Origin of the sequence: Halovivax gelatinilyticus, assembly GCF_024300625.1 — an archaeon.
GTDB lineage: Archaea > Halobacteriota > Halobacteria > Halobacteriales > Natrialbaceae > Halovivax > Halovivax gelatinilyticus.
In genome coordinates this window covers 2,606,940-2,629,944 of sequence record NZ_CP101322.1, presented here as the reverse complement: position 1 = coordinate 2,629,944, position 23,005 = coordinate 2,606,940, and the positions used below count along the sequence as shown (strand labels likewise).

Below are 23,005 nucleotides of genomic sequence, written 5' to 3'. Positions count from 1 at the left end.
ACACCGAATCGCCATCGGCCCTCGCCACTACCAATGAATCCCTTCAACAACAGTTTAGACTGGAGTTTCCGAGGTAAGTACGTCCGCGTTTACGGAACGAAGCGCGTCTACGAGGGGTGGGTCGACCGAATCCACCACAAGCGGTCGAGCCTGGTTATTCACGACGCCGTCGACATCACCGACGACGAGACCCGAAAGGTCGGATCCGTGTACGTGCGGGTCGTCGAGGTCGTCGAGACGCTCTCGCCGTCAAAACGGATCGAACTCGTTCCCGTCGACGAGATCGAACCGTCGCCCTACCACGATCAGGCCTTCGAGCCGTCGGACGAGGACATGCGCTACGCCTATCGTGACCAGTTCACCGGGAGTTACCCGGTCGTGCGCCCGATAGACGACGAGCGTTGCGGACGCTACGAGCTGGTAAACGGGCACAAACGGATCGAAGCGTGCAGACGGGTCGGACTCGCGACGCACCCGGTCGAAGTCGTCGAGGCGACGGACGAAGAGGCCAGAGAGCTGTTCGAACTCGCACATCGGGATCAGGTTGCCCCAGGAGAGGATTCGGATTCGAAAATTGACAGCGGTGATACGACGGCTCACCAGGACGGGGTCTCGACGGACGGGGATCAAGCGGACAAGCGAACCGAGGTGGAACGAACAGACGACCGTGATGATGGGGACCGAGTGGACGGACGTGATGATGAGGACCAAGCAGACGACCATGACATCGGTGACGGCGCCGGATCCGATCGCGACGCGGACCTGGAGTTCGCCGATACCGGCTAGCGCGAACCACGACCGCGGTCACGCCTAGACCTACTGTCCCCCGGCCCGTACAGCGAGCTATGCACGTCGTCGTCCTCGGTGGCGGCTACGCGGGCCTGACGGTTGCGAGGAAACTCGAACGGACGGTCCCCGCCGACGTTTCGCTCACCCTCGTGAACGACTCGCCGGATCACGTCCTCCAGCACGAGCTTCACCGGGTGATCCGACGGCCGGCGATCGCGAACGACATCACCGTCTCGCTCGCGAGCGTACTCGATCGGACGACGGTGCACGTCGCGACCGTCGAATCGATCGACCGGGAGCGACGGACCGTCACCTGTTCTACCGGACCGATCGAGTACGACTACGCCGTCGTCTGTCTCGGCGCGACGACGGCCTTTCACGGCCTCGAGGACGTGCGCGAGCGATCGACGCCCCTCAAACGGCTCTCTCACGCCCGGACGATTCGCCGGTCGTTCTTCGCGTCTCTCGAGACGCAAGCGCCGCGGATCGTCGTCGGTGGCGCCGGTCTTTCGGGAATTCAGACCGCCGGCGAACTCGCCGCGCTCGCCCGAGCTGAGGGGGTGCCAGACCGCGTCGAAATCCTGTTGCTCGAGCAAGCGCCGCGGGTTGCGCCGGGATTTCCCGACCGATTCCAGTCAGCAATCAGGCGGACGCTGACCGAACAGGGCGTCGACGTTCAAACCAACGCGGCCGTCACGGGCGCGACGGACGAGACGATCGAACGACTCGACGACGACCCCGTTCGGTACGATGGGTTCGTCTGGACGGGCGGCATTCGCGGCGGGAAGGCAATGACGGGCGAGCGACCGACCGTCGGGAGCGACCTGCGACTCGACGACCGAACGCTCGCGTGCGGCGACGCCGCTCGCGTCGTCGACGCGGACGACGAGGTCGTCCCCGCCAGTGCGCAGGCGGCGACCCGGCAAGCTCGGACCGCCGCCGAAAGTGTCTCGCGACTGATCGACGGCGAACGAACCGGAAACTCGCCGGACGCCGTCGAGCTGGCCGAGTTTCGATTCGTCGCTCCCGGCTGGATCGTCAGCGTCGGCGACGACGCGGTCGCCACACTCGGTTCGAGAGTGATCACCGGCGCGCCGGCTCGCGCGGCGAAAGCGACGGTCGGGGCGGGCTACCTCGCGGCCATCGGCGCTCGCGCCCGCGCCGGTCGACTGGCGGCGAGCGAGTTGAATCCGTGATCCTCGCGGGTCCGGCGGATTGCACGAATGGGCGGGCCGAACGGCGAACGAGAACGCGCTACGTCCAGCGGTCGAGGCCCGCCTGGACGACCGACGCTTCGATTCGTTCGAAGCCACGGGCCACTTCGTCTTCGGCGACCGCCCACTCGTCACAGACGTACGACCGGGCGGCGTCGAGGTCCGGATCGAGCGACGTGGAGACGTCGTACTCGTCGGTCACGTTCGGATCGCGAAAGAGCTGGCGAACCCGGTCGCCGTGCTCGACGTGCTCGCCGCGGGCTTCGAGCGCGCTCCAGAGGTCGCCGTGCTCGCCGATCAGTGAGAGCGCCGTCTTCGGCCCGATGCCGGTTACACCTTCGTTGAAGTCGGTTCCGATGAGGATGGCGACGTCGATCAGCTGTTCGAGCGTGAGACCGTGTGTTTCTTCGGTGGCCTCGAGATCCATCAGCTCCGGATCACCTTTGCTGGTGAGTTGCCGAAGCGTTCGGGGCGAACCAAAGAGCAGCGCGTCGTAATCCTCCGAACCCACGTAGTCGGCGTCACCGCGACGGACCATGTGTGCGGCCTGGGCCTCCCCCTCCGCCGGTGCTTCGACGACCGGCACGTCGAGCAACGAGAGAAGTTCCCGGCTCGTCTCCTGGATCGTGTCGGTCAGTCGCTGGGTGCGCGATTCGAGCTGGGCGATGGCGACTGGATCGCCCGCCTCGCGCGCCGCTTCGAGCTGTTCCTCGTAGGTCTCTCGCTGCTCTCGGCGCGCTTCGATCTCGTCGGTTTTCAACTCGGAGGGGCCGCCGTCGAACACCATCACGGGGACGATGTCGTGTTCGAAGAACTTCGGAAGCCCCTGGACGATCCCGACGAGGTTCGCCACTTCCGTCCCGTCGGCGGTCGTGTAGACGTCCGAGTTCGTCCACTTGACCGTCGTCGTCAGGTACCGGTAGAGCCAGTTGTGCGCGTCGACGGCGACGACCGATCCCTCGAGGTCGGCGAACGGTATCGGGTCGATGACGGCGATCTCACGAAGTGCTGCGTTTCCCATCGATCTTCTATTGGGACGACCTGGATTTGAGCGTTGGCGTCTCGACCGGAAGACGGGACACCAACGGCGCGTCGATTGGCATTCAGTCACCCCTTGAACGGCAGCTACGAGTCGTGGTTGGACCGGTACGGGGAGGCGATTCGTGCGGGACGGCCCGCCTCGAACCGGGAATCGAGAAACGCCTGTTCGTCCTCGGACAGATCGCGGTCGCCGAATCGCTCGAGTCCCGCCCGATAGCGTTCGTCCGACTGATCGGGTTCCGGGTAGACCAGAACGAGTTCGGCGATGCCCGTCGCGTCGCCGGTGAACCCGAATCCGGCGCGGTGGAGCGCCTCGTAGGCGTAGGGATTGTTGACGGCGATCTTCACCCGGTCGAATCCGCGATCTGTGGCGCGGTCGCGGACGAACGCACAGAGTCGCGGGCCGAGCCCGTCGCCGCGTCGGTCAGCCCGAACGGTGACGTACCGGAGCCAGCAGACGGTCGAATCCGTCCGATCGGCGTTGAACGCGACCGCAGCCACGATTTCCTCGCCCTCGCGGACGACCGCCTTGCCGGTAGAGGACATGACGAACTTCCCGGCGTACGCGAACCGTTCGTGGTCGAGCCGGAGCGTCGGCCCGTCCGCCGGCCACCCGAGGACACGAAACGCGAGTCGATCGTCGTTCGGTGTGCTCACGTGTACACCGAGAGCCGCAAACGGGAAAGCGTGTGCGTTTCTTCCCTTCACCGTGTTTGTCACAGGGAGAAAAATGAACCGCCAAGGAAACCTTGAAAATCAACAAGCAAGACGAGCGAAGTTCCGAAACGGAAAGGTATAATTAGCAGATGTTCCAGATATACAAACATGGCAACTACTGACGACGCCTTCGACGGGCTCACCGAGTACTGCGACGAGTGTGATCTAGACACTCTCCACGAAGTGTCGGTGCAACTGCGAACCGAGAGTCTCAAAGAAGAAAACAGCCAGTTCTCGCGCGAACCCTATCGCGTCACCGAGTGTCAGCGCTGTGGGCGTCGCGCCAGCCAGCGGATGAACAACGCCTGATCGACTCATTGACACAAGGTGTTGACCCCGGCCCACCGTGATCGGGCGTCGTCTCCGCTTCTATCGGTCGGCCGACGGACCTGCGTATTTCGTCGGCCCACCGCCGATCATCGTACCGCCAATCAGCCGCGAACCACGACGTTCGAACGCACTTCTACTGTCATATTTCTATGTTCACGGGACCGAGTCATTCCGTTCGGGGTTTCACAGTGGCCGAATCGGTCACCGGAACGCACTCAACTCGACCGCCGATCGGATCAGGGCGTTCGCTCACGATTCGACCGCAAAATGGTCGGGATCGAACTCGAACAATCCGATCGCCGCCAGACAATCCAGACAGATTCGCCGCTCGACGGTGCAGAATCCGTCGGTTCCTGGCCCTTCGTGGGAAGCGGTGACCGTGACCCGGTGGGACCGACCTAGTGGGTCCGAACATCGATAGCATCGCGCGGTCGAACCGGGCGCCATCGGACTCATCGGTGCGAACCCACCGTCGACGACCAGCAATCGCTGGTCGACGGGGAAATTCGGGAGGTAACCGGTCGAAGCGTCCGCTGTCGATACCGCAGGCGTGCGAGACCTTTTTGTCTCGAAGGTTTGTAGCGTATCATGGCAACAGAAAACCCAGCTGGTTTTCGGAAGCCACGCCTCGGGTGTCCTACCACCCGGGGCAATTCTGAGCGCCCCGTAGAGGGTGACTTCCGTTCCCCAAGACGTGTTAGACAATAATTTAGTTATTGGTGTGGGCGATGGGGTTGGCGAATCGTTGTTGGTCTCGGTTTCGGCTGCCCTGGATGACAATATCGCACCCTCGGACGAGTTCTATATCCAATGAATAAAAGATAGTGCCATAATATGGCGAGTATGCGCATGTTGGGAGCCAGATTGTGGTAGCGGAGGAAGCAATTATAAACCCTTGTGTACAATGTACGTACAGAGGGTGGAGTTATGAGTACGACACGAGTCAATTTCCGGCTTCCAGAACAGCTGGTGGAGAAAGCTGATATCGCAGCCGAAGTGACACACAAAAACCGAACCGAGATCGTCAAAGACGCGCTCCAGGAGTATCTCGACGCCGTCGAAGACGACGAAACGTTCAAAGAAGCCGTCGTCGAACTTTATCTCGACGACCAGATCGGCTTCGAAACCCTGAAAGAATTCACCGGACGTCAAGACGCTGAATCCGTTCGCGCTTCCAAAACCGTTCTGGATCAGGGCGACGACCTCGCTGACGAACTCGCAGACCTGTAAATGATCGTCGTCGATACCAGCGCCCTCATCTCCCTCGTTACCGCTGACGCGTTGGAACTCGTTCTCGAAGCGTTCAATACGCATACGACAGAAACGGTAATCGAAGAGCTCGAAACCACTGCCGAATACACCGACGTACACGGGGAAGCCGCAGCGAACGTCCTCGAAAACCGGTCGCAGTTTACGGTTCACCCGGTCGCGGACCCTGCTCTCGAAACATCTCGCATCGATCGGGGAGAAGCAAGCTGCGTCGGACTCTGCCAGAAACTCGATGCCGACTTTCTGCTTACCGACGATTTACGAGCACTCCCCGAACTCCAGACCGTGACACGGGCCCAGGTTGCGATCTCACCGATTGTCCTCAAGGCACTCGTCAACCGTGACATTCTCGAAACCGAGGACGCCCGAGACAGGGTGGAACAGCTGGCTGAAACCCGCGACTGGCTCGGACGTCCGATCTACCGACGCGCACAGAACCTCTTCGATCCGTGAGATGGAACGGTGTTTTGAGCCAGGCCGAAAAACACCATAAATCAGTTCGAGAAGGCGTGTGAAGTGGGCGGACCGGGATTTGAACCAGATGCGAGACGGTCTCACTCGCTTCGCTTCACTCACTGTGCGGGCTGCGACTTCCGTAATTCAAATCCCTCGTACGATTCCTGCTGCTCGCGGAATTGCTCGCAGCAGAAATGCGCGGACCGGGATTTGAACCGAAATCAGACGTTCGTGCTCGCTTCGCTGTGCGCGCTGCGACTGATAGGGCTCAAATCCCTTTGTCGAGCACGTTCTCGTCACGTCCGTTCCTCGAAAAGTGCGCGGACCGGGATTTGAACCCGGGCCATGAGCTTGGAAGGCTCAGGTCCTACCACTAGACCATCCGCGCTCACTCTGCCGATTGGAGGTGCTCCGTTAAGTGACTTCTCTTTTCTCGTCGGGCTCGACGGTGGCGTAACAGTTCCCGCTCGAAATCTCCGAGTCGGCGATCGAGAGGCCGCTCGCTTCGAGATCGGCCTCGAACTCCGCGGGCGCGTAGATGTGGTAGAATCGCTCGACCACCTCGCCACCGGGCAACGTCCAGTCGACCGTCGTATCGAATCCCACCTCGTCGTCGGGACTCGCCTCCTCGAAGCGATCGTGGGCCGTCGACCAGGCGCTCACCAGGGCGCGGCCGCCCGGGGCGAGTACCCTGGCGAGTTCGTCCAGGCTGGCGAGTCGGTCCGTCCGCGTCGGCAAGTGGTGAAGCGTCGCCACGTAGACGGCGAGATCGACGCAGCCATCGACCAGCGCCAAGGTCGAGGCGTCGGCCTGGACGAGAGCCAGTCGGTCGACGAATCCCCGATCGATTGCGCGATCGCGACCGGAGTCCAACAGACGCCGGCTGGCGTCGATCCCGACGACGCGGTCGACGTGCGGGGCGAGCACCTCCGCGTGCCGGCAGTTTCCACAGCCGAGATCCAGCCCGACACCCGCTCTCGAGCCCTGGAGCGCCGCGACCGACTCGACGAACGACTCTACCTCCGGCCAGGCGTACTCGCGGGTCGTGGCGAAGTGTTCGCCGATCCGCTCGTAGGTCGCTCTGACGTCGCGCCGGTCGGGCATCTCTCGCACACTCCGCGCGGTCGATCCAAAAGGGGTTCGATCCTCACAGCACGACGCCGAACAACACCAGGGCGATGAGCATCATGAACGCGGCGTGCTTCGCGCCGGCTCGAACGTCCCCGGTCGCGAGCTGGCCCGCCACGAACCCGGACGTCGCCCCCTGAATTACCGCCGCGTGGTAGAACAGCATCGAATAGGTCTCACGGTCGCCGCCGCCCAGGTCGGCGAGGGGTCCGTCGCCGTTCGCCGATGTCGCCGTTTCCGCCGGCATGTTCGGCAGCAAATAGGCGGTCAACACGGCGACGATGAAGACGAAGACCAGAAACGAGACGTAGACGACGACCATGTACTCGGTCATCGTCTGCTTTCGTTCGCGTGCCAGCCGCCTGTCCGCGGCAGCCTGTCGCGACGCTATTCGAAGTACCGTCGCGAGATTCCCGCTCGCGTTCATCGCTTCGGTCAACAGCGTTACCATCCGGGACACCGCGCGCGTTCGGATGCGCCGATCGAACCGACGAAACGCCGCCTCCAGATCCGATCCCCACCGAACGTCGCCCCAGAGGCGATCGAGTTCCGGGTTGAGAACGCCGAGGTCGGAGCGACGGATCCGGTCGACGGACGAGACGATCGGCATCCCTGCCTCGTTCAAGCTCGCCAGACGGTCGAGCAGGTCCGGTACCGCCGCCTCGACCGCTTCGATACGGTGGCGGTGAATCTCGTAGACGACGGCGAACGTTCCCGTGACGAAGAGGGCGGCGATGACAGCGACGTCGTCCACGGCCCCCAGACCGTCCGTGACAGCCGCCGGGAGCCGCGTCGCGACGACGGCCCCGGCCAGCGGCACCGTCACCCAGAGTAACCGACTCGGTCGTTCGAGGAGCGTTCGCCGTGGTCGACCCAGGATCCGGCGAATCGAGCGCAGTTTACGATACACTCGAAGACGAGACAGGTTCGCCCGGGCCCGGTCGGTCGACGCCGTCGCACTGGTCGCGACGCCGCCGTCGGTCATCGGCGGTGTCGGCCGTCGGCCAAATCGTTCGGTGGGAGCCGACCCGCCGCCCGGACTGATCCGATCGGTAAGCATACTGAGATAGACCATGAACGCCAGATTGCCGAACGGGAGGATGACGTAGATGAGCGCCCGGAGCGGCTCGATCGTCTCACCCATCGAGAAGCCGATCACCACGAGGATCGTGATGAGAAACAGCGGTCCCGCGACGAGAACGGTGACGTAGGCCTCGGCCAGCGTCGCGAGCATTCGCAAAATGCTCTCCTGTTGCGATTCGGCTTCCTCCCGGTACTCGTGGTACTGGCGTTCGAGAAAGTCCGAGAGGCTGTGACCGCTCTGCAGGACGCTCACGAGGTTCTCGGTGAACTCGCGAAATTGGGGGCTCGCCGTCCGCCGGCCCATCGTCTGTAACGCGGCGGTGACGTCCGTTCCGAAGACGTCCATGTTCTTGACGGCGACGTCGAACTCCGCGGCGGCCGTTCCGTAGGTGTCGCCGTTTCGACCGACGATGCGGATCGCCTGCGGAAACTCCATCCCGCTCCGCGAGAGGGCGTAACAGAACGCCACCGTCGAGGGGAGCGACGCCTCGATCGCTCGCGCCCGTCGGTCGGCGACGTAGGAGGGATACCACCAGCGAAGCCAGTAGGTCGCCCCGCCGGCGATCACGCCGAGCGTGAGCGAGGAGACGAGAAAGAGGACGAACAGTTCGCGCGGATCGAGTTCCGGCACGCCGCCGAAGTTGGCGAGAAACGTGAGTAACGACGGGAGCGACTCCCGCAGAACGTCGGGCTCGATCGACAGGATCGCGAGGATTCCCCAGATGAGGTAGATCCCGAGAACGCTGCCGAGCACGGCACCGAGCGTCGCGAACGTGAACGTTCGCGCGCCGTACTCGCGGTAGGTGTCGGGCGCGTGCGCCGCCCGGAGGGCGTGCCGACGGGCGGGGTGTTCGCTCCGGAATTCGTCGACGTACCGACCGAAGAGATAGATCGCCACGCGAGTGAGTGTCCGGTCGGTCGGCGGGTGGACGCGTGCGAGCGCGACCGGCGTCACCAGCAACAGGGAGACGACGAGCGGGAGGAAGTTCGCGTACGACACGGACTCACCCCGTCACCGTCCCTCGTCCGTGACGACGGGGTCGCCGTCGGCCGGAGTTTGGTCCGAATGTGTCTGACCCTCCGATTCAGCGGGGGCGCTTCGATTCGATTCGGTCAGCGCTGCATCGCCGGTGTCGGGTAAATCGTTCGTCTCCGTCGAGTCACCGTCGTCGGTCCTCGCTTCCGTACGGCCGGTGGGCGTCTCTTCGATGACGTCGTCCCTCCCGATCCGCTCTAAGACGGCCGCTTTATCCGCGTAGTACTCGTTTACGAGGGCGGTAAAGCGACGGTAGTCGGAGATGCCCTGATCGCGTAGGTACTCCAGAAACGCCTCGCGGTTCTTACGCTCCAGGCGAAGTTCGCGTTCGGTCCAGCCGCGCTCGTCACGAATCGACTCTAGCACCGAGCTTCCCGATTCGGTGAACGTGTCGGTCTCGCCATCTCTGGTGAACGTCGTCGAGTAGTCGAGTTCGCCCGTCCGCTGGTCGATACCCTCGATTTCGGCGAGCACCTCGTTTCGACGGACCCGTTCGCCGTCGACGCGCGTCATCTTCTGTATCGACAGGATATCCAGACTCTGAACCATCGCCCGGGGAACGTTGATCGGTTCGTTCTCGAGGCGATTTATCACCGTCTGAACCGAGTCCGCGTGCATCGTCGAATAGGTCGTGTGACCGGTGTTCATCGCCTGAAAGAGCGTGATCGCCTCCTCACCACGAACCTCGCCGACGACGATGTACTCCGGTCGGTGTCGAAGCGCAGACCGCAAGAGGTCGTACATGGTGACGTCGTTCCCGTCGTGGATCCGCTCTCTGGTGACCGACGAGAGCCAGTTGTCGTGATAGAGCTGCAGTTCCCTGGTGTCCTCGATGGTCAACACCTTCGATCGCGGCGTGATGAACATCGTAACGGCGTTCATGCTGGTGGTCTTGCCGGATGCGGTCCCACCGGCGAAGACCAGACTCTTGTTGTGTTCGATGGCGAGCCAGAGATAGGCGAGCTGGGCGACGTCGAACGTCCCGTAGGTGAGCAAGTCGACCGGCGTGAACGGCTCGTCGGCGTACTTTCGGATGGTAAACGCCGAGCCGCGCGGCGTCACCTCCTGACCGAGCGCCAATTCACCCCGCGAACCGTCGGGAAGGGTCGTCTCGACCATCGGATCGCCGATCGAGATGTGCCGACCAGACCGCTGGGCCAGACGGACGACGAACCCGTCTAGCGCATCGGCGTCGAAGGAGACGGTCGTCTCGATGTCCGTGTACTCGTCGTGGTAGACGAAGATCGGCAGGTCGTATCCGTCACACGAGATGTCCTCGACGTGTGGATCGTTCATGATCGGGTCGAGCCGTCCGTACCCCTGGAAGTCCCGGTAGACGTAGTAGAAGAGTCGGTAAAACGTCTCGACGCCGACGTCGACGCCGTAGCGTTCGAGCAGTTCACCGACGGCGTCGGCGAGTCGCGTTTCGATGTCGTCGACGGCGCTCTCCCGGTAGATCAGCGGGTCGCGAACGTCTTCCAGGACGGTCGAGAGGAGCGCGGACTCCTCGTCCGTAAGCGAGGGTTCGACGACCGTGTACTGGTGGGCGTTTCGCTCGGGATCGAACAGGATCGAGACGAAGGCGAAGGGGGCGTTTACCCAGTATCGGTCGATCTCCGAGAACCCGACGGGAACGTCGAACGACACCAGCGGGTCGTGTGCGTTCGGGTCGTATCGGGCTAGTTCGATTCGCGAGCCGCGGAGGACGTCACCGACGTACCCGAGTCGCCGGCGGAGGGCGGCGAGTCGGCTCTCGGTCGACTGATCGTCGGTCGACTGCGAGGCCGGTGAATCGTCCTGCGGGGGATCTGGAGCCTCGTGGGGGTCGTCTGGAACCATCGGGTACCGTCGTCGCGTAGGAACTATCGGGAACGTGGCGTCTTAAATCGGATGGCCGTTCGATCGCTGACGTGGCACGATCGCCAGCGAGCGAACGGTTCGGGACGACGACAGTCACCGATACGAGACGTTCGATTCACCGGTGGTGGGCGTTACGTTCATACGGTCGGACACCCAACATCGAAGTACCGAATGAGGCGCGAACACTTCACGCTCGACGTGGCCGACGTCGACTGGATAGAAACGGACGGCGAGCCGAAAAAGCCGTCGGTGACGATCGATTTCGACGGCTCGGGACCGGACTTGGAATCGCGCCTCACCGGCCCCGACGGGGAACTCCTGGCTGGCGAGGAAACGGACGTCGCGCTCAGACTGCAGGGACCGGTCGAATCCGGCGCCAGCGGCGTCGTCAGCGTCACCGACCGGCTCACCGGCGACTTCGTCCTCGAACTCAACGTCGACGCCGACGACGTCATCACGTTCATCCGGGCGGCCCGCGGCTACGGCGAACGGTCGAACGACGACGAAGGCCGATACGAGGTGACGATCCGGGTAGAGGGTGAAGAGTTACTCACCTACGAAAAGCGGACGTTTCTCGTCTACGACGACGAAGGGAGTCTACTGCGCCAGCACAGCCTCATTCCCGGCGGCGTCGAACTGTAACGAGATTGATAGACGTCTCACGGGTGCGCCGGGTTGAATTCCCGCGCGGCAGTAGAGACCGGCAGATATAAGTGTTTTAGGCCCACCTAAACACGTAGAAGCGAAAGCGCCGGACATCCATGCCTTCCAAACACGTACTCGCGTCGGCGACGGACGAACCAGATCGCGAGCCGTCGCCGTCGGACGTGGTACTGGAACTGGACGACGTGCGCGCGTCGTACGGCGACGAGTGCGTAATCGAAGCGTGCTCACTGCGAGTCAAAGAGGGCGAGATACTGACGCTGCTCGGCCCGTCCGGCTGTGGTAAGACGACGACGCTCAGGTTGATCGCCGGGCTCGAAACGCCCGACTCCGGGCGAATTCGACTCCACGACGAAGCGGTCGCCGGTGGTGATCGATTCGTTCCGCCCGAAGAACGCGGCGTCGGCGTCGTCTTTCAGGAATTCGCGCTCTTTCCCCACCTGAGCGCACGCGAGAACGTCGCGTTCGGACTCACCGACTGGGACAGCGACGAACGAGACCGGCGCGTCGACGAACTGCTGGACCTCGTCGGACTGTCAGACCAGCACGATGCCTATCCCGACGAACTCTCCGGCGGGCAACAACAGCGCGTCGCGCTTGCCCGCTCGCTCGCTCCGGAACCGACCATCTTGCTATTAGACGAGCCGTTTTCGAACCTCGACGTCGACCTTCGGGTCGAGATGCGAGAAGAAGTCCGTCGGATCATCAAAGAAGCCGGAGTGACGGCCGTCTCCGTCACGCACGACCAGGAAGAGGCGCTATCGATCTCCGATCGCATCGCCGTCATGGCGGACGGGACACTCGAACAGGTTGGCGTTCCGGAACGCGTCTTCCAGCGGCCGAAATCGCGCTTCGTCGCGGGCTTTCTGGGCCACGCGAGCTTCCTCTCGGGCAGAGTTAGTGGCGACCACGTCGAGACCGCGCTGGGACGCGTCCTTCGCGCTGACGTCGGCGGTCTCGTCGAGGAGTACGACAACACCGAGATCGACTTGTTGGTTCGACCCGACGACGTCACCGCCTATCCGGCAGAAGATTCGGAGACCGACGGCGAGGTGATCTACCGGCGCTACCTCGGACCGACCATCCTCTATCGGGTCGCACTCGACGACGGCGAAACCATCGAATGCATGCACAACCACTCTGATCGGATCGAACTGGGCGAGCGCGTCGCCGTCCGGGTAACCGCCGATCACGAGCTGGCCTGGTTCCCCGCAGAACAGCGAACCGAGTCGTCGGCGGAGGTGGCCACACCCGAGACGACGGCACCCGGCTCGCGGACGGAACCGGCCGACTCCGCGCTGCTCGCCGAACCCGACGCTGTCGGGTCCGCGAACGACGACTGAAAGTTCCGGCCCCGACGGCCGAAAGCACCCTGAATCCGCAGATTGAAGGACCCGATCCACCCACGAGCCGTATGGTCGATACGCACAGGGTAACGCGAGCCTGCGGGCTGGCCGCCCCGGTGATCGCCCTCGGCGCCATCTTCCTCTCGACGTGTATCGCGAGTCCGGAGACGTTCACCTGGCGAAACCGGGCACTTTCCGACATGGGTCGGCCTGGAACCGAGACGTTCTGGGTGTTCAACGGTGGGCTGATCCTCGCCGGCGTGATCGGAATCCCGTTCGTTCATCGAGTGTGGGACGAATCGACAAACCGCCTCGAGCGAGTGGGAGCCGGCATGCTGGGAGTGTCGCTCGCTGGTATGATCGGCGTGGGCCTGTTCTTTCTCGAACACACCACGTACTACCTGTCGACGGATCTCCACGGTCCGGCTGCACTTACCACGTTCGCGGCCGCCCCGATCGCGGCGATCGGGTACGGTCTTGGCGCCTATCGGGCCGGAACGACCCACCTGGCAGTCGCGTCGCTCGCCGCCGGCACACTTCAACTCGCCAGCTGGATCGTCTGGGGAGCGTACGTTCACCTGCTGGCGTCGACGTCCACGACGTGGTTCGCCGTTCCCGAATTCGTCGCCGCCGGCTGTCTCGGTGCGTGGGTCGTCGTGCTCGCCATCGAGAGTGTCCGATCACGAGCTGATTCGGTCCCGACCGCTGGCGAGCGGGACGAGCGCTCGCGCGCGGAGTGAACTGGCAGAGAAGGTTCGGGAGAGGGTCTAAGACGTCTACGGAATCGGCTAGCCGAACGGCGTCCAGGACGCTGATCGCATGGTAGACAGGGTCTCGCTACCGCAAAACGACGATATCGACCTCAATTGCGCATAACGCTTAACAGGGCCACGTCCCTACGAGCGTCCATGCACAAGGACGAGCTGCTAGAGCTACACGCGGAACTTGTAATAATTATGGAGTACTTCGCCGAGCAAGAGGACGTCGAAGACGGACTGTTCGACGCCTACTACCAGCTAGACGTCAGCCCGGACGACGCACACAAGTCCAAGAGCGAACACAAACACGCCGTCTTCGTCCTGGGGAACGCGCTGGCGAGTGCGATCAGCAACGACGAGTTTTCGAGCGCCGGACGGATCGGAAAACGAATGCAAGAACTCGCCGACGACGCCGAATCGAAGATCTGAACGCCGGGTTCGATCGCCGACGGCACACCGAATCGAACAGTCTCTGACGCTCGCGCAATGACTACTGTCGATATATAGGCGAAACGGTTATAATTGGCTTTACGCTTGTTGGCGTATGGACTCACGTACGCAAGCGCGCGTCGAGCGATGGGAGTCGCGTCCGTTTGCCGGCGGTACGGACGAACTCACCGCACTCGCCGACGCCAACTTCTCCGGCGCCGTCTCCGCGGCCGGCGCCTGGCTGTTCCTGTTAAACGGCCGGGTCGTCGGCGTCGTAGACGGTGATATCGAAGACGTCGCCGCGACCACCGGGACGATCTACGAGGCCCCCGAGGACGTCCTGCCGCTGCTGGCGGCGATGTTAGAAACCGGCGGCGAAACGCGCGGAACCTACTACACCAACGAGACGTCGCTCGCCGAGGTCGATCGAACGCTCCAGCAGGGCTCGTTTACCGGCTACGTCGAGCTGTCAGAGCAGGTTCTCTCCGGCGACTACTACGCCGTCTACTACGGCGGACGGCGGATGTCCGCCGCCTACATCGGCAACGCCGAGCGACTCGTCACGGGTGAAGAAGCGTTCCGGCTGGCCGACGACGAGGTCGGTATTTACGACGTCGTCGACGTCGACGTTACCGTGACCGACATTCCGGGCACCGAACCCGATCCCGTCCAGGAGGAACCATCGGAACCGACCGACGATCCGACTCCGACCGAGTCGGTCGAGACGAGCTACGACGAAGCGGGCTACGACGAAGCGAGTGGGGAGACCACCGCCTCCGAATCGACGCCGATCGAGGACGCAGAGGCGTCGGCTGGGCCCGGCGACCGCTCGCTCGAGTCGCCCGGAACGGGCGGTGTGAGCGAAACCGATCCCGACGAATCCCAGGCCGACGCGACGGCCGCCGAAACCGACGGGGCGCCGAACGAACCGACGCCTTCCGAAACCGACGACGAACAGGATTCCTCGAACACCGATCGCCCCGACGCGACCGTCGCCGACGAATCGGTCGAGACGCCAGACCCGGACACGCCCGATTCGATCACGCGTCCGAAGGGAACCGACTCGGACGACGCGGAATCGGACGATCCGTCGTCGATCACGACGTCGACCGGCGACGAGAACGCCGCTGAAGGCGCCAAAGACGAACGGTTTCGAGAGGAAGCTCGCTGGCGGGAGACGCGACAGATCCCGTCGATCGATCCGGACGCCTCGCGAACCGAGCGATCATCGGAGGTCACCTCACACCGGTCCGAACGACGACGGAGTCGAACGGAGGCGGAGCCAGCGCAGTCGGCCCCGTCGAGCCAGACGTCAGAGGACGTGGCGACCCGCGCCGACCCCGATCCGGACGCGGTCGCCTCCACCGACAGAGCGCTCCAGTCGGATATGCTCGAACGCGAGGACAAGATCGACCAGCTGACCCAGCGCGTCACCGAACTAGAGGAGACGAAAGCGGCACTCGAACGGGAACGGGACGAACTCGCTCGCGAGAACGAGTCGCTCACGGAGACGATCGAGGCGCTCGAATCCCAGATCGAATCCCTCGAAGCCCGACTCGAATCCAGCCACTCGTCACCCGCTGCTCCCTCGCAACCGTCGTCGAAGCCGACAGCACCAGCAACCGGCTCGATCAGTCTGACGCCGGCCGAGGCGCTCGCACAGACCAACGTCTTCGTCCGGTACGATTCGAAGAGCCAGACCACGCTCGAATCGGCCCACGACGGCGACGGCTCCAGAGCGGACCTGGCAAAGAACCTTCAATTGGAGCGCCACACCCAGTTCGACGCGAACGACGCGACGGTCGACGGCGTATCCTACGACGAGTTCATCGAAGGGACCGTCCAGTACCAGTTCGTCAGCTGGCTGATCGAGACCGCACTGTTCGAGATCCGCGAGACCGGTCGGGCCGCCGGTCTGGCCGACCTCTACGACGTGATCCCGCGGATCGATCGCGTCGAACTCGACGCGGAAATCTCGCTCGAAGACGACGACACCGAGAACGTCCCCGATCTGATAACGTTCGACGTCGCCGCGTTCGACAAGCGGGGAACTCCCCTCGTCGTCGCAAACTGCAACGATTCGCGCGACCCGGCGACGCGCTCGATGCTCGAATCGCTCGAAGCCGACGCGTCGGCCGTCTGTGCGAACTACCCCGACCTCGGCGGCGCCGTCGCGGTAACGTCGAGCTTCTTCGATCCGGGTGCGTTAGAGCTGGCCGAGCAGGCGACCACCAGTGGATTTTTGAGTCGCAGTTCGAAACTCAGCCACGTCAGCCTCTCGCGAAAACAGGGCTATCACTTCTGTCTGGTCGAATCACGCAGCGGCGGGTTCCACGTGACAGTTCCGGAACTCTAGGCTGACCGGTTAAAAGTCACAATCGATCGCCCAATCGCGTACAGCGCGGCGCGTGTGGATACAATCGGAGTTATACTTCGGCGGCGCCCTCGATCTTCATACCTTCGAGTTTTTCGGAGATCGATTCGATCTTCCCGTCGAGGTCCTCGACGAACGTTTCGGTCTCTTCGGTCTTGATCGCTCCCTGACTCGAGGGTTCGATGAGATTTTCCTCTTCGAGAACGCGCAGCGAGTAGCGCACCTTGTGGTGGGGATAGCCGGTTTCGTTCGACATCTTTACGATACCGATCGGTTCGTTTTCGAGAACCATCTTCAGGACCTGAAGGTGACGTTCGAGCATGTCTACCTCCTTCTCAAGTCGATCTATCATGGCATTTGTTAACTTGTCTTTGCTCCTTTTAAAGGTTACCCTCGGAGCCGGCAGAACAGAGTTAGTTCACCAATTGACGTGTTAGGGGTTAACACTTCTGGTTCCCGGGCGCGCGCAACCCCGGATCGTAATCGGTTTATCACCCCGGACAGAAGCGGTCGCTGTCATGAGCGTTACAATCGTCGGGTCGCAACTCGGCGACGAAGGAAAGGGCGGCGTCGTCGACATCTACGGCGAGGAGGCCGACGTCGTCGTTCGCTACCAGGGAGGGGACAACGCGGGACACACCGTCGTGCTGGGTGATGAGACGTACAAGCTCTCGCTCGTTCCCTCGGGGGCGATCCGCGGGACGGTCGGCGTCCTCGGAAACGGCTGCGTGATCAACCCGGAAACGCTGTTCGACGAACTCGATACCCTGCGCGATCGGGGCCTCGATCCGACGGTTCGCGTCGCTGCTCGCGCCCACGTGATCATGCCCTACCACCGCGTCATCGACGGGATCGAAGAGGAGGCGAAAGCCGACCTCGCCGCCGGGACGACAAAGCGCGGCATCGGTCCGACCTACGAGGACAAAGCCGGTCGACGCGGCATCCGCATCGGCGATCTGGTCGATCCCGACGTTCTCCGCGACCGCCTCGAGTACGTCGTCCCGCAAAAGCGAGCGCTCGCGAGCGACGTCTTCGACGTCGAACCGGACGAGACGTTCAACGTCGATCACCTCTACGAAACCTACCGCGCCTACGGCGAGCGTCTGGCGGACGAGGGGATGGTCGTAAACTGCGCGGATTTCCTGGCCAGTCGACTCGACGACGGCGACAACGTCATGTTCGAAGGCGCCCAGGGAACCGCCCTCGACATCGACTACGGCGTCTACCCGTACGTCACCTCGTCGAATCCGACCGCCGGTGGCGTCGCCGTCGGGGCGGGCGTCTCGCCGGCCGTCGTCGCCGACGGTGACGTGATCGGGATCGTCAAGGCCTACCTCTCGCGCGTCGGAACGGGTCCGCTCCCGACCGAACTCGGCGGCGTCGAGGGACAGACCCCCGACTACGACGCGAACGAAGGCGGGGACGACGAGGAACTCGCAACGTACATCCGTGACGAAGGAGGCGAGTACGGGACCGTCACCGGCCGACCGCGACGGGTCGGCTGGCTCGACATGCCGATGCTCAGACACGCCGCGCGCACGAGCGGCTTTACGGGTATCGTCGTCAACCACGTCGACACGCTCGCGGGACTCGACGAGGTGAAGGTCGGACACAGCTACACGATGACGACTCGCGACGGCGAGACGCGAACGCTCGAAACGATGCCGCCGACGACCGAACAGTGGGGTCGATGCGAGGCGACCCTGCGAACCTTCGAAGGCTGGCCGGACGTCGACTGGCAGGCCGTCGCCGACGCCGGCTGGGACGGCCTCCCCGACGCGGCCAGGACGTACCTCACGTACGTCAGTGACGAACTCGACGTCCCCATTTACGCCGTCGGCGTCGGCCCGGGCCGCGAAGAGACCGTCGTACTGACCGACCCGTTCGCCTGAATAACTCCCGATTCGCCCTACGCGATCGGATAGAGCAACTGGCGTTGTTCGTCCACCATGTAATACCGGCCATCGTAGAGGACGGGCTGGGAGTTCTGAGAGAAGTGTTCGTTCAGCGCGGTGACGTCAGTTTCGATCGAGTAGGCCGACGGCATGAGGTGTTTCCCGCTGTCGTGTTCTTTCATCCAGTGTGCGCCCACCGGATCGACCGGGAACGGAACGACCGTGATCGAAACGCGGCCGTCCGATCGTTCCGAGAGCACCTGCACAGACGTCGGTCGCCACTTCGCGATGTACCGATAGGAGCCGTCACCGACGATCGTGGCCGGTTTTACCGTTCCATCGACCGCCGCACACCGAGCGGCCGTCGCGACGCTCTGGCCGAACAAGAGCAGCTCCCCGAGAAGCGTCTCGCGACGCGAAACGGCCGCCGGCTGTCGCGAGACCGCACACACGCTCCCGCGCTCGACGAACCGTCGAGCCACGGTCGAGTGGTCGTCGCCGTCGACCAGTACGACCGGAACGTCGACGGACGAAATCGACGTCGGTGAGAGCGTGCCGTCACGACAGCGGATCGACTCGCCCGCCGACGGCCCGACGTAGTGAAGCAGGTCGCATCCGCCCTCGATCGACGCGGCGAGTTCAGCCACCGTCGGATCGACGAGCGATTCGACCGTCGGCGAGACGTTCTCGTCACGGGCGGCGTACGTCGAGACGAACGACTCGACGTGAGAGCGCTCGACGGTCGGTCCGCCGGCGACCACGACCGAAATCGCCTCCCGATCGCGAGCGAGATACGACAGCCTGTTCTCGTAGGCGATCGGGAGCGTCTCCACCGCCCCCTCGATCGGATCGTCGCCGATGGATCCACACAGCACCTGACACTGGCGAAGACGCTCGGCCGGGGTCTCTCCGTCGGGTCGGTGGTTGGGGTGCGGACGCTCGTCACCGGGTACGGAGATCGACGCCATATCGTGAATCACGTGCGGGACGACCGAGACGGTCTCCGGAGACGGGTCGACGACCATCCGATACGGCCAGGACGGAAGGACGTCCGCGATGAGGTCGTCAGGACACTCGAGGAACGTCGCCACCCGCGATTCGAGCGGTTCGGTTGCACAGCGTTCGAGATCGACGCCGGCCGCCACGAGACGGTCGTACTCGGAAAGTCTGGGTTCTTCCGGACCCAGCCAGCAGACCATCAGGTCCAGGAAGAAACATCGTTCGAGGAGCGATCTGACTGACTCGGCGAGCGAACGTCCACCGGTGAGGTCGTACGAGAGATCGCCGTCGACGCTACGAAGCGTCGGAGACACCTCGTCCGACGGGGTGAGCGTCGCCCCCAGAAAGTACGCGAGCGGTGCCGCGGTAACGAGTGCGCCCAGACGATCCGGAACGACGATGTCGAGGCCGGTCTCCGGCGTCGCGTCGACCACCTCGTCGGGAATCGCCGTCTCCGATCCGATCGACAACAGCGGCGGGTAGCCGCGATAATTTCGATGCACTCGATCGGGTCCCGTCGTGCGAAGCGACGCGGAGAGGTGACCCAGTCCCCTCGCGATGTCGTCAGTCGTCGGGGCGACGGCGAGCGAGGTTTGCGGGAGTTCGACGGCCGATTTGAAGCCGAACGTGACCGGCGTTGGCTGTGAAAACGAGATCGAGAGGCGTCCGTACGACCGATTTCGGACCGTCGCGGGGCCGTCGAAGTGTATCCGCGTAAAAATGTCGGCGTCGAATCGACCGTAGTACGAACCCGCCGGTAGCGAGTACGAAACGTCCTCGTCGTGGCTGACCAGTACCATATCGTCGCCGAATAGTTCCGCATCGGTCGCCGTGGAAGTTCTGGAGCCGAGTCGATCGATCGCGAAGATGTTTCTAAGATCGTATCGAATTTCGGAGACCCGACCGACGACCGACGCGTCGATCGGTTCCTCGAACGAACACGGCGTGGAGATCGAATCCCACCCGGTGAGATCGAACACGAGGTGATTGCCCGCGATATCCGTAACTTCGAGGGCGGTTCCTGTCACGTCCGTCTCGACGAGCGGACGCCCGTCGTCGAAGCCGAACGAACCGGGGTGGCCCTCAGCCACGGGGCTCACCCGACCCAAACGCCGACTCGTCGCGACCGGTCCACACGTCGATACGCATGCCACCCTGTTCGCTCTCTGAGACGGTGATTTCCCAGCCGTGAGCCTCCACGATCTGATCGACGATCGCCAGTCCGAGCCCCGTATTCTCACACGTCGTGGTGTATCCGGATTCGAAGATACGTTCTCTAACCTCACGGTCGATCCCGGGACCGTCGTCGCTAATCGCGAATCCGTCCGACGTCGCCTCGACGCGGACCGTCACGTCCGGACCGGCGTGTTCGATCGCGTCTGCAGAATCGTCAGGTTCTGCACGGCTCGTGGAGCCGTGCTCCACGGCGTTTCGAAAGAGGTTCTCGAACATCTGGAGTAATCGGTTCGGATCGGCGCGTTCGATCACGTCGCCGTCGACCCTGAGCGTGCCCCCATCGGTCGAAACGTGATCCCAGGCTTCCCTGACGACCGTCCCGAGGTGGACCGGCTGGGGTGAGTCGACCGATCCACCGTCGCGAGCCAGCGAGAGGACGTCCTCGATGAGTCGACCCATTCGTCGGTGGGCGCGTTCGATCGCCTCGAGTTCCTCGCAGTGGTTTTCTTCCTTCGCCAGTTCCAGGTAGCCGGCCGCGACGTTCAAGGGGTTTCGCAGGTCGTGGCTGACCATGCTCGCGAATTGATCGAGCCGCTCGTTCTTTTGCTCGAGCTCTCGTTCGCGTTCTTTCAAGGTCGTGAGATCGGTGTAGATGAGGTAGCCGCGGGTCGAGTCGTCGTCCGTTCTGATCGGGACGTTACGGAGTAAAAACGGCCGCGGTCCGTCGGGCGTCTCGCGAACGACTTCAGCGTCTGTGCGTCGGTTGGGTTCGACTGGAACTGACTGATCAGAGTGTGCGAGTTCGTCCGGCACGCCGACGATCGAATCGACCGGGCGACCGACGACCTCCTCGCCGTAGGTGTCGAAGACGCCGACGAACGAGGAGTTGACCGAGTCGATGATCTTCGTCCCGTTCGTCACCCGGTACGCCAGCGCCGCATCGGGTACGTTCTCGAACAGTGCGGCGAACTGATCTCGCTCCTCGCCGAGTGCGCGTTCGTACCGGACTCGACCGAGCGCGTTCGTGACGGTCGCGACCAACAGTTCCGCGAACGCGACGTCCACGTCGTCGAACGCGCCGACGCGCGTCGAATGTAACTGGAGGACGCCTCGTTCGGCGAAGGGAGTCGAAAGCACGGATCGAATGTGATCCGCCGACGGGGCCGCCCGCTCGTCCGACCGAACGTCGTCGACCCGGATGGAGTGGCCGGCCCGAAACGTCGCCCCGGCGATGCCATCGCCGGCCGAGAGGAGGTCGCCAGGGACGAGTCGGGTCGAATACGCCGCCTTGGGTCGAAACTGATCAGATTCGAGTGTACAGACGATCGCCGCGTCGAACTCGATGACGCGCGTCGCAGCAGACACCGTAAACTCGAAGAGATCGTCCGCGGACTCACAGTCTTCCATGTCGGCGGCGATCTCGCCGAGGCGCGTCACCCGATTTGTCAGTTCTACCTGCGCCATATACGACCCGTTACCCACACTTTTCCAAAACCGCCATCTACTTCCACATACTCGACCGGGGTAATAATAACATCGGTGAGTTCGGGGGTCACACGGCCACCGCACGATCAGCCCTCGCCAGGACGTTCCCGAAACCTTTTGACGACTGCGCGCGCCCTGAGGAACATGAACGAGTCACTCGTGGACATTCTCTGCTGTCCGATGGACAAACACGACCTCGTCCTCGAAGACGCCGAGGGGGACGAAGAGATCGAATCCGGCACGCTCGTCTGTGCGGAGTGTGGCGAGCGGTATCCGATCGAAGACGGGATCCCGAACCTTCTCCCGCCGGACATGCGAGACGGAACGCCGGCCTGAGGTGATCTCGTGACCGCCGACCCGATCGCCGTACACGTAAACCGGTTCGAAAGCGGGGGCGTCGAGGCGACCCCGCCGGCAATCGAGACCGACCGGTCGTTCGAACTCGAAATCTCGAACCACGGTGATCCCGTTCACGTTCACGTTCACGCGAGCGACGAACTAGCCGGCGTCGTGACGGTCACGGAGGCGAATCCGTTCGTCGACACCGACGAGACCATCACCCTCCCGATTCGGGTCGGCGGCCACGCGGGCCCCAAAACGGGAACCATCGAACTCTCGACGCGATTCGGCGCGAACACGTCGGCTATCGACGTCACCCTCACCGGCGGCGTCGATCCCGGACAACGCGTCACCGTCGACGAACGACTGGCGAAACCGCCCAGTCGAGAGACGGACGACGCGGACGACCGATCATCGGCCGTCACCCCGACTCCGTCGTCCGAAACGCTCGCCCTGACCGGGCTCGCCGGCACCGCCCTGCTGGTTGCGCTCGCCGCGACGATCTTCGTCAGCGGGCCGGTCGCGTTCGCCGGCGTCGCGATCGTCCTCGCGGGCTTTCTCGTCGCCGGCTACCTCCTCGTCTCGACGTAGGCGAGTACGATCGGTTTGAGAGGCCCG

The 23,005-nt window shown here is 63.3% G+C and carries 21 protein-coding genes and 1 tRNA gene; 13 read left to right on the top strand and 9 right to left on the bottom strand.

Annotation, left to right across the window (positions count from 1 at the left end):
- Nucleotides 1–33: 33 nt before the first annotated feature.
- Together NKH31_RS12485 and NKH31_RS12480 are read left to right on the top strand one after the other, a co-directional pair.
- Nucleotides 34–786 (top strand): ParB/RepB/Spo0J family partition protein, encoded by a 753-nt coding sequence (locus tag NKH31_RS12485; protein ID WP_254862125.1) that lies wholly within the window; start codon nucleotides 34–36, stop codon nucleotides 784–786.
- Between the two features lie 59 nt (nucleotides 787–845).
- Entirely contained in the window at nucleotides 846–1,985 is a 1,140-nt protein-coding gene (locus tag NKH31_RS12480; RefSeq protein WP_254862124.1) for an NAD(P)/FAD-dependent oxidoreductase, read from the top strand.
- A gap of 58 nt (nucleotides 1,986–2,043) precedes the next feature.
- On the opposite strand, the gene fen is transcribed toward NKH31_RS12480, so the two are convergent.
- Entirely contained in the window at nucleotides 2,044–3,024 is a 981-nt protein-coding gene (gene fen / locus NKH31_RS12475) for a flap endonuclease-1 (RefSeq protein WP_254862123.1), read from the bottom strand.
- Between the two features lie 104 nt (nucleotides 3,025–3,128).
- Entirely contained in the window at nucleotides 3,129–3,701 is a 573-nt protein-coding gene (locus NKH31_RS12470; protein ID WP_254862122.1) for a GNAT family N-acetyltransferase, read from the bottom strand.
- 168 nt (nucleotides 3,702–3,869) lie between these two features.
- On the opposite strand from NKH31_RS12470, the gene NKH31_RS12465 reads away from it, so the two are divergent.
- The 3 genes from NKH31_RS12465 (at nucleotide 3,870) to NKH31_RS12455 (ending at nucleotide 5,813) form a co-directional block, all read left to right on the top strand.
- A complete protein-coding gene (locus NKH31_RS12465) occupies nucleotides 3,870–4,070 on the top strand; it encodes a DUF7835 family putative zinc beta-ribbon protein (RefSeq protein WP_254862121.1) in 201 nt (66 codons plus the stop codon).
- 948 nt (nucleotides 4,071–5,018) lie between these two features.
- On the top strand, nucleotides 5,019–5,321 hold the full coding sequence (locus NKH31_RS12460) for a ribbon-helix-helix domain-containing protein (protein ID WP_254862120.1): 303 nt from the start codon (nucleotides 5,019–5,021) through the stop codon (nucleotides 5,319–5,321).
- On the top strand, nucleotides 5,322–5,813 hold the full coding sequence (locus NKH31_RS12455; protein WP_254862119.1) for a PIN domain-containing protein: 492 nt from the start codon (nucleotides 5,322–5,324) through the stop codon (nucleotides 5,811–5,813). It begins immediately after the preceding gene.
- Nucleotides 5,814–6,133: 320 nt separating this feature from the next.
- On the opposite strand, the gene NKH31_RS12450 is transcribed toward NKH31_RS12455, so the two are convergent.
- The 4 genes from NKH31_RS12450 to NKH31_RS12435 all read right to left on the bottom strand — a co-directional run bounded on the left by NKH31_RS12450 (nucleotide 6,134) and on the right by NKH31_RS12435 (nucleotide 10,902).
- Nucleotides 6,134–6,204 (bottom strand) — tRNA-Gly (locus NKH31_RS12450).
- A gap of 26 nt (nucleotides 6,205–6,230) precedes the next feature.
- Nucleotides 6,231–6,920 carry a class I SAM-dependent methyltransferase gene (locus tag NKH31_RS12445; RefSeq protein WP_254862118.1) on the bottom strand — a complete coding sequence of 230 codons (690 nt, stop codon included), beginning with the start codon at nucleotides 6,918–6,920 and terminating at the stop codon, nucleotides 6,231–6,233.
- Nucleotides 6,921–6,963: 43 nt separating this feature from the next.
- Nucleotides 6,964–9,027: a type II secretion system F family protein gene (locus NKH31_RS12440; protein ID WP_254862117.1), complete on the bottom strand. Its 2,064-nt coding sequence runs from the start codon at nucleotides 9,025–9,027 to the stop codon at nucleotides 6,964–6,966.
- 12 nt (nucleotides 9,028–9,039) lie between these two features.
- Complete coding sequence (locus NKH31_RS12435; protein ID WP_254862116.1) at nucleotides 9,040–10,902, bottom strand: type II/IV secretion system ATPase subunit; 1,863 nt, start codon at nucleotides 10,900–10,902, stop codon at nucleotides 9,040–9,042.
- A 192-nt stretch (nucleotides 10,903–11,094) separates the two neighbouring features.
- Here NKH31_RS12435 and NKH31_RS12430 point away from each other — a divergent pair, with 192 nt between their 5' ends.
- The 5 genes from NKH31_RS12430 to NKH31_RS12410 all read left to right on the top strand — a co-directional run bounded on the left by NKH31_RS12430 (nucleotide 11,095) and on the right by NKH31_RS12410 (nucleotide 16,475).
- A complete protein-coding gene (locus NKH31_RS12430) occupies nucleotides 11,095–11,565 on the top strand; it encodes a DUF5793 family protein (RefSeq protein WP_254862115.1) in 471 nt (156 codons plus the stop codon).
- Nucleotides 11,566–11,684: 119 nt separating this feature from the next.
- A complete protein-coding gene (locus tag NKH31_RS12425; RefSeq protein ID WP_254862114.1) occupies nucleotides 11,685–12,929 on the top strand; it encodes an ABC transporter ATP-binding protein in 1,245 nt (414 codons plus the stop codon).
- Nucleotides 12,930–13,000: 71 nt separating this feature from the next.
- A complete protein-coding gene (locus NKH31_RS12420; RefSeq protein ID WP_254862113.1) occupies nucleotides 13,001–13,672 on the top strand; it encodes a DUF998 domain-containing protein in 672 nt (223 codons plus the stop codon).
- 168 nt (nucleotides 13,673–13,840) lie between these two features.
- Nucleotides 13,841–14,119 (top strand): UPF0058 family protein, encoded by a 279-nt coding sequence (locus NKH31_RS12415; RefSeq protein ID WP_254862112.1) that lies wholly within the window; start codon nucleotides 13,841–13,843, stop codon nucleotides 14,117–14,119.
- 115 nt (nucleotides 14,120–14,234) lie between these two features.
- Nucleotides 14,235–16,475, top strand: a complete 2,241-nt coding sequence (locus NKH31_RS12410; RefSeq protein WP_254862111.1) for a DUF7527 domain-containing protein — start codon at nucleotides 14,235–14,237, stop codon at nucleotides 16,473–16,475.
- A gap of 70 nt (nucleotides 16,476–16,545) precedes the next feature.
- Here NKH31_RS12410 and NKH31_RS12405 read toward each other — a convergent pair whose 3' ends face one another.
- Entirely contained in the window at nucleotides 16,546–16,845 is a 300-nt protein-coding gene (locus NKH31_RS12405; protein ID WP_254862110.1) for a hypothetical protein, read from the bottom strand.
- A gap of 166 nt (nucleotides 16,846–17,011) precedes the next feature.
- On the opposite strand from NKH31_RS12405, the gene NKH31_RS12400 reads away from it, so the two are divergent.
- A complete protein-coding gene (locus NKH31_RS12400; protein ID WP_254862109.1) occupies nucleotides 17,012–18,385 on the top strand; it encodes an adenylosuccinate synthase in 1,374 nt (457 codons plus the stop codon).
- Between the two features lie 17 nt (nucleotides 18,386–18,402).
- Here the strand turns inward: NKH31_RS12400 and NKH31_RS12395 are convergent, their stop codons facing one another.
- Entirely contained in the window at nucleotides 18,403–20,478 is a 2,076-nt protein-coding gene (locus tag NKH31_RS12395; RefSeq protein WP_254862108.1) for a hypothetical protein, read from the bottom strand.
- Nucleotides 20,471–22,027 carry an ATP-binding protein gene (locus NKH31_RS12390; RefSeq protein ID WP_254862107.1) on the bottom strand — a complete coding sequence of 519 codons (1,557 nt, stop codon included), beginning with the start codon at nucleotides 22,025–22,027 and terminating at the stop codon, nucleotides 20,471–20,473. The genes NKH31_RS12395 and NKH31_RS12390 overlap by 8 nt, the downstream gene beginning before the upstream one ends.
- Before the next feature lie 165 nt (nucleotides 22,028–22,192).
- Here NKH31_RS12390 and NKH31_RS12385 point away from each other — a divergent pair, with 165 nt between their 5' ends.
- Together NKH31_RS12385 and NKH31_RS12380 are read left to right on the top strand one after the other, a co-directional pair.
- A complete protein-coding gene (locus NKH31_RS12385; protein WP_254862106.1) occupies nucleotides 22,193–22,384 on the top strand; it encodes a methytransferase partner Trm112 in 192 nt (63 codons plus the stop codon).
- A 9-nt stretch (nucleotides 22,385–22,393) separates the two neighbouring features.
- On the top strand, nucleotides 22,394–22,978 hold the full coding sequence (locus NKH31_RS12380) for a DUF7524 family protein (RefSeq protein WP_254862105.1): 585 nt from the start codon (nucleotides 22,394–22,396) through the stop codon (nucleotides 22,976–22,978).
- Nucleotides 22,979–23,005 lie beyond the last annotated feature (27 nt).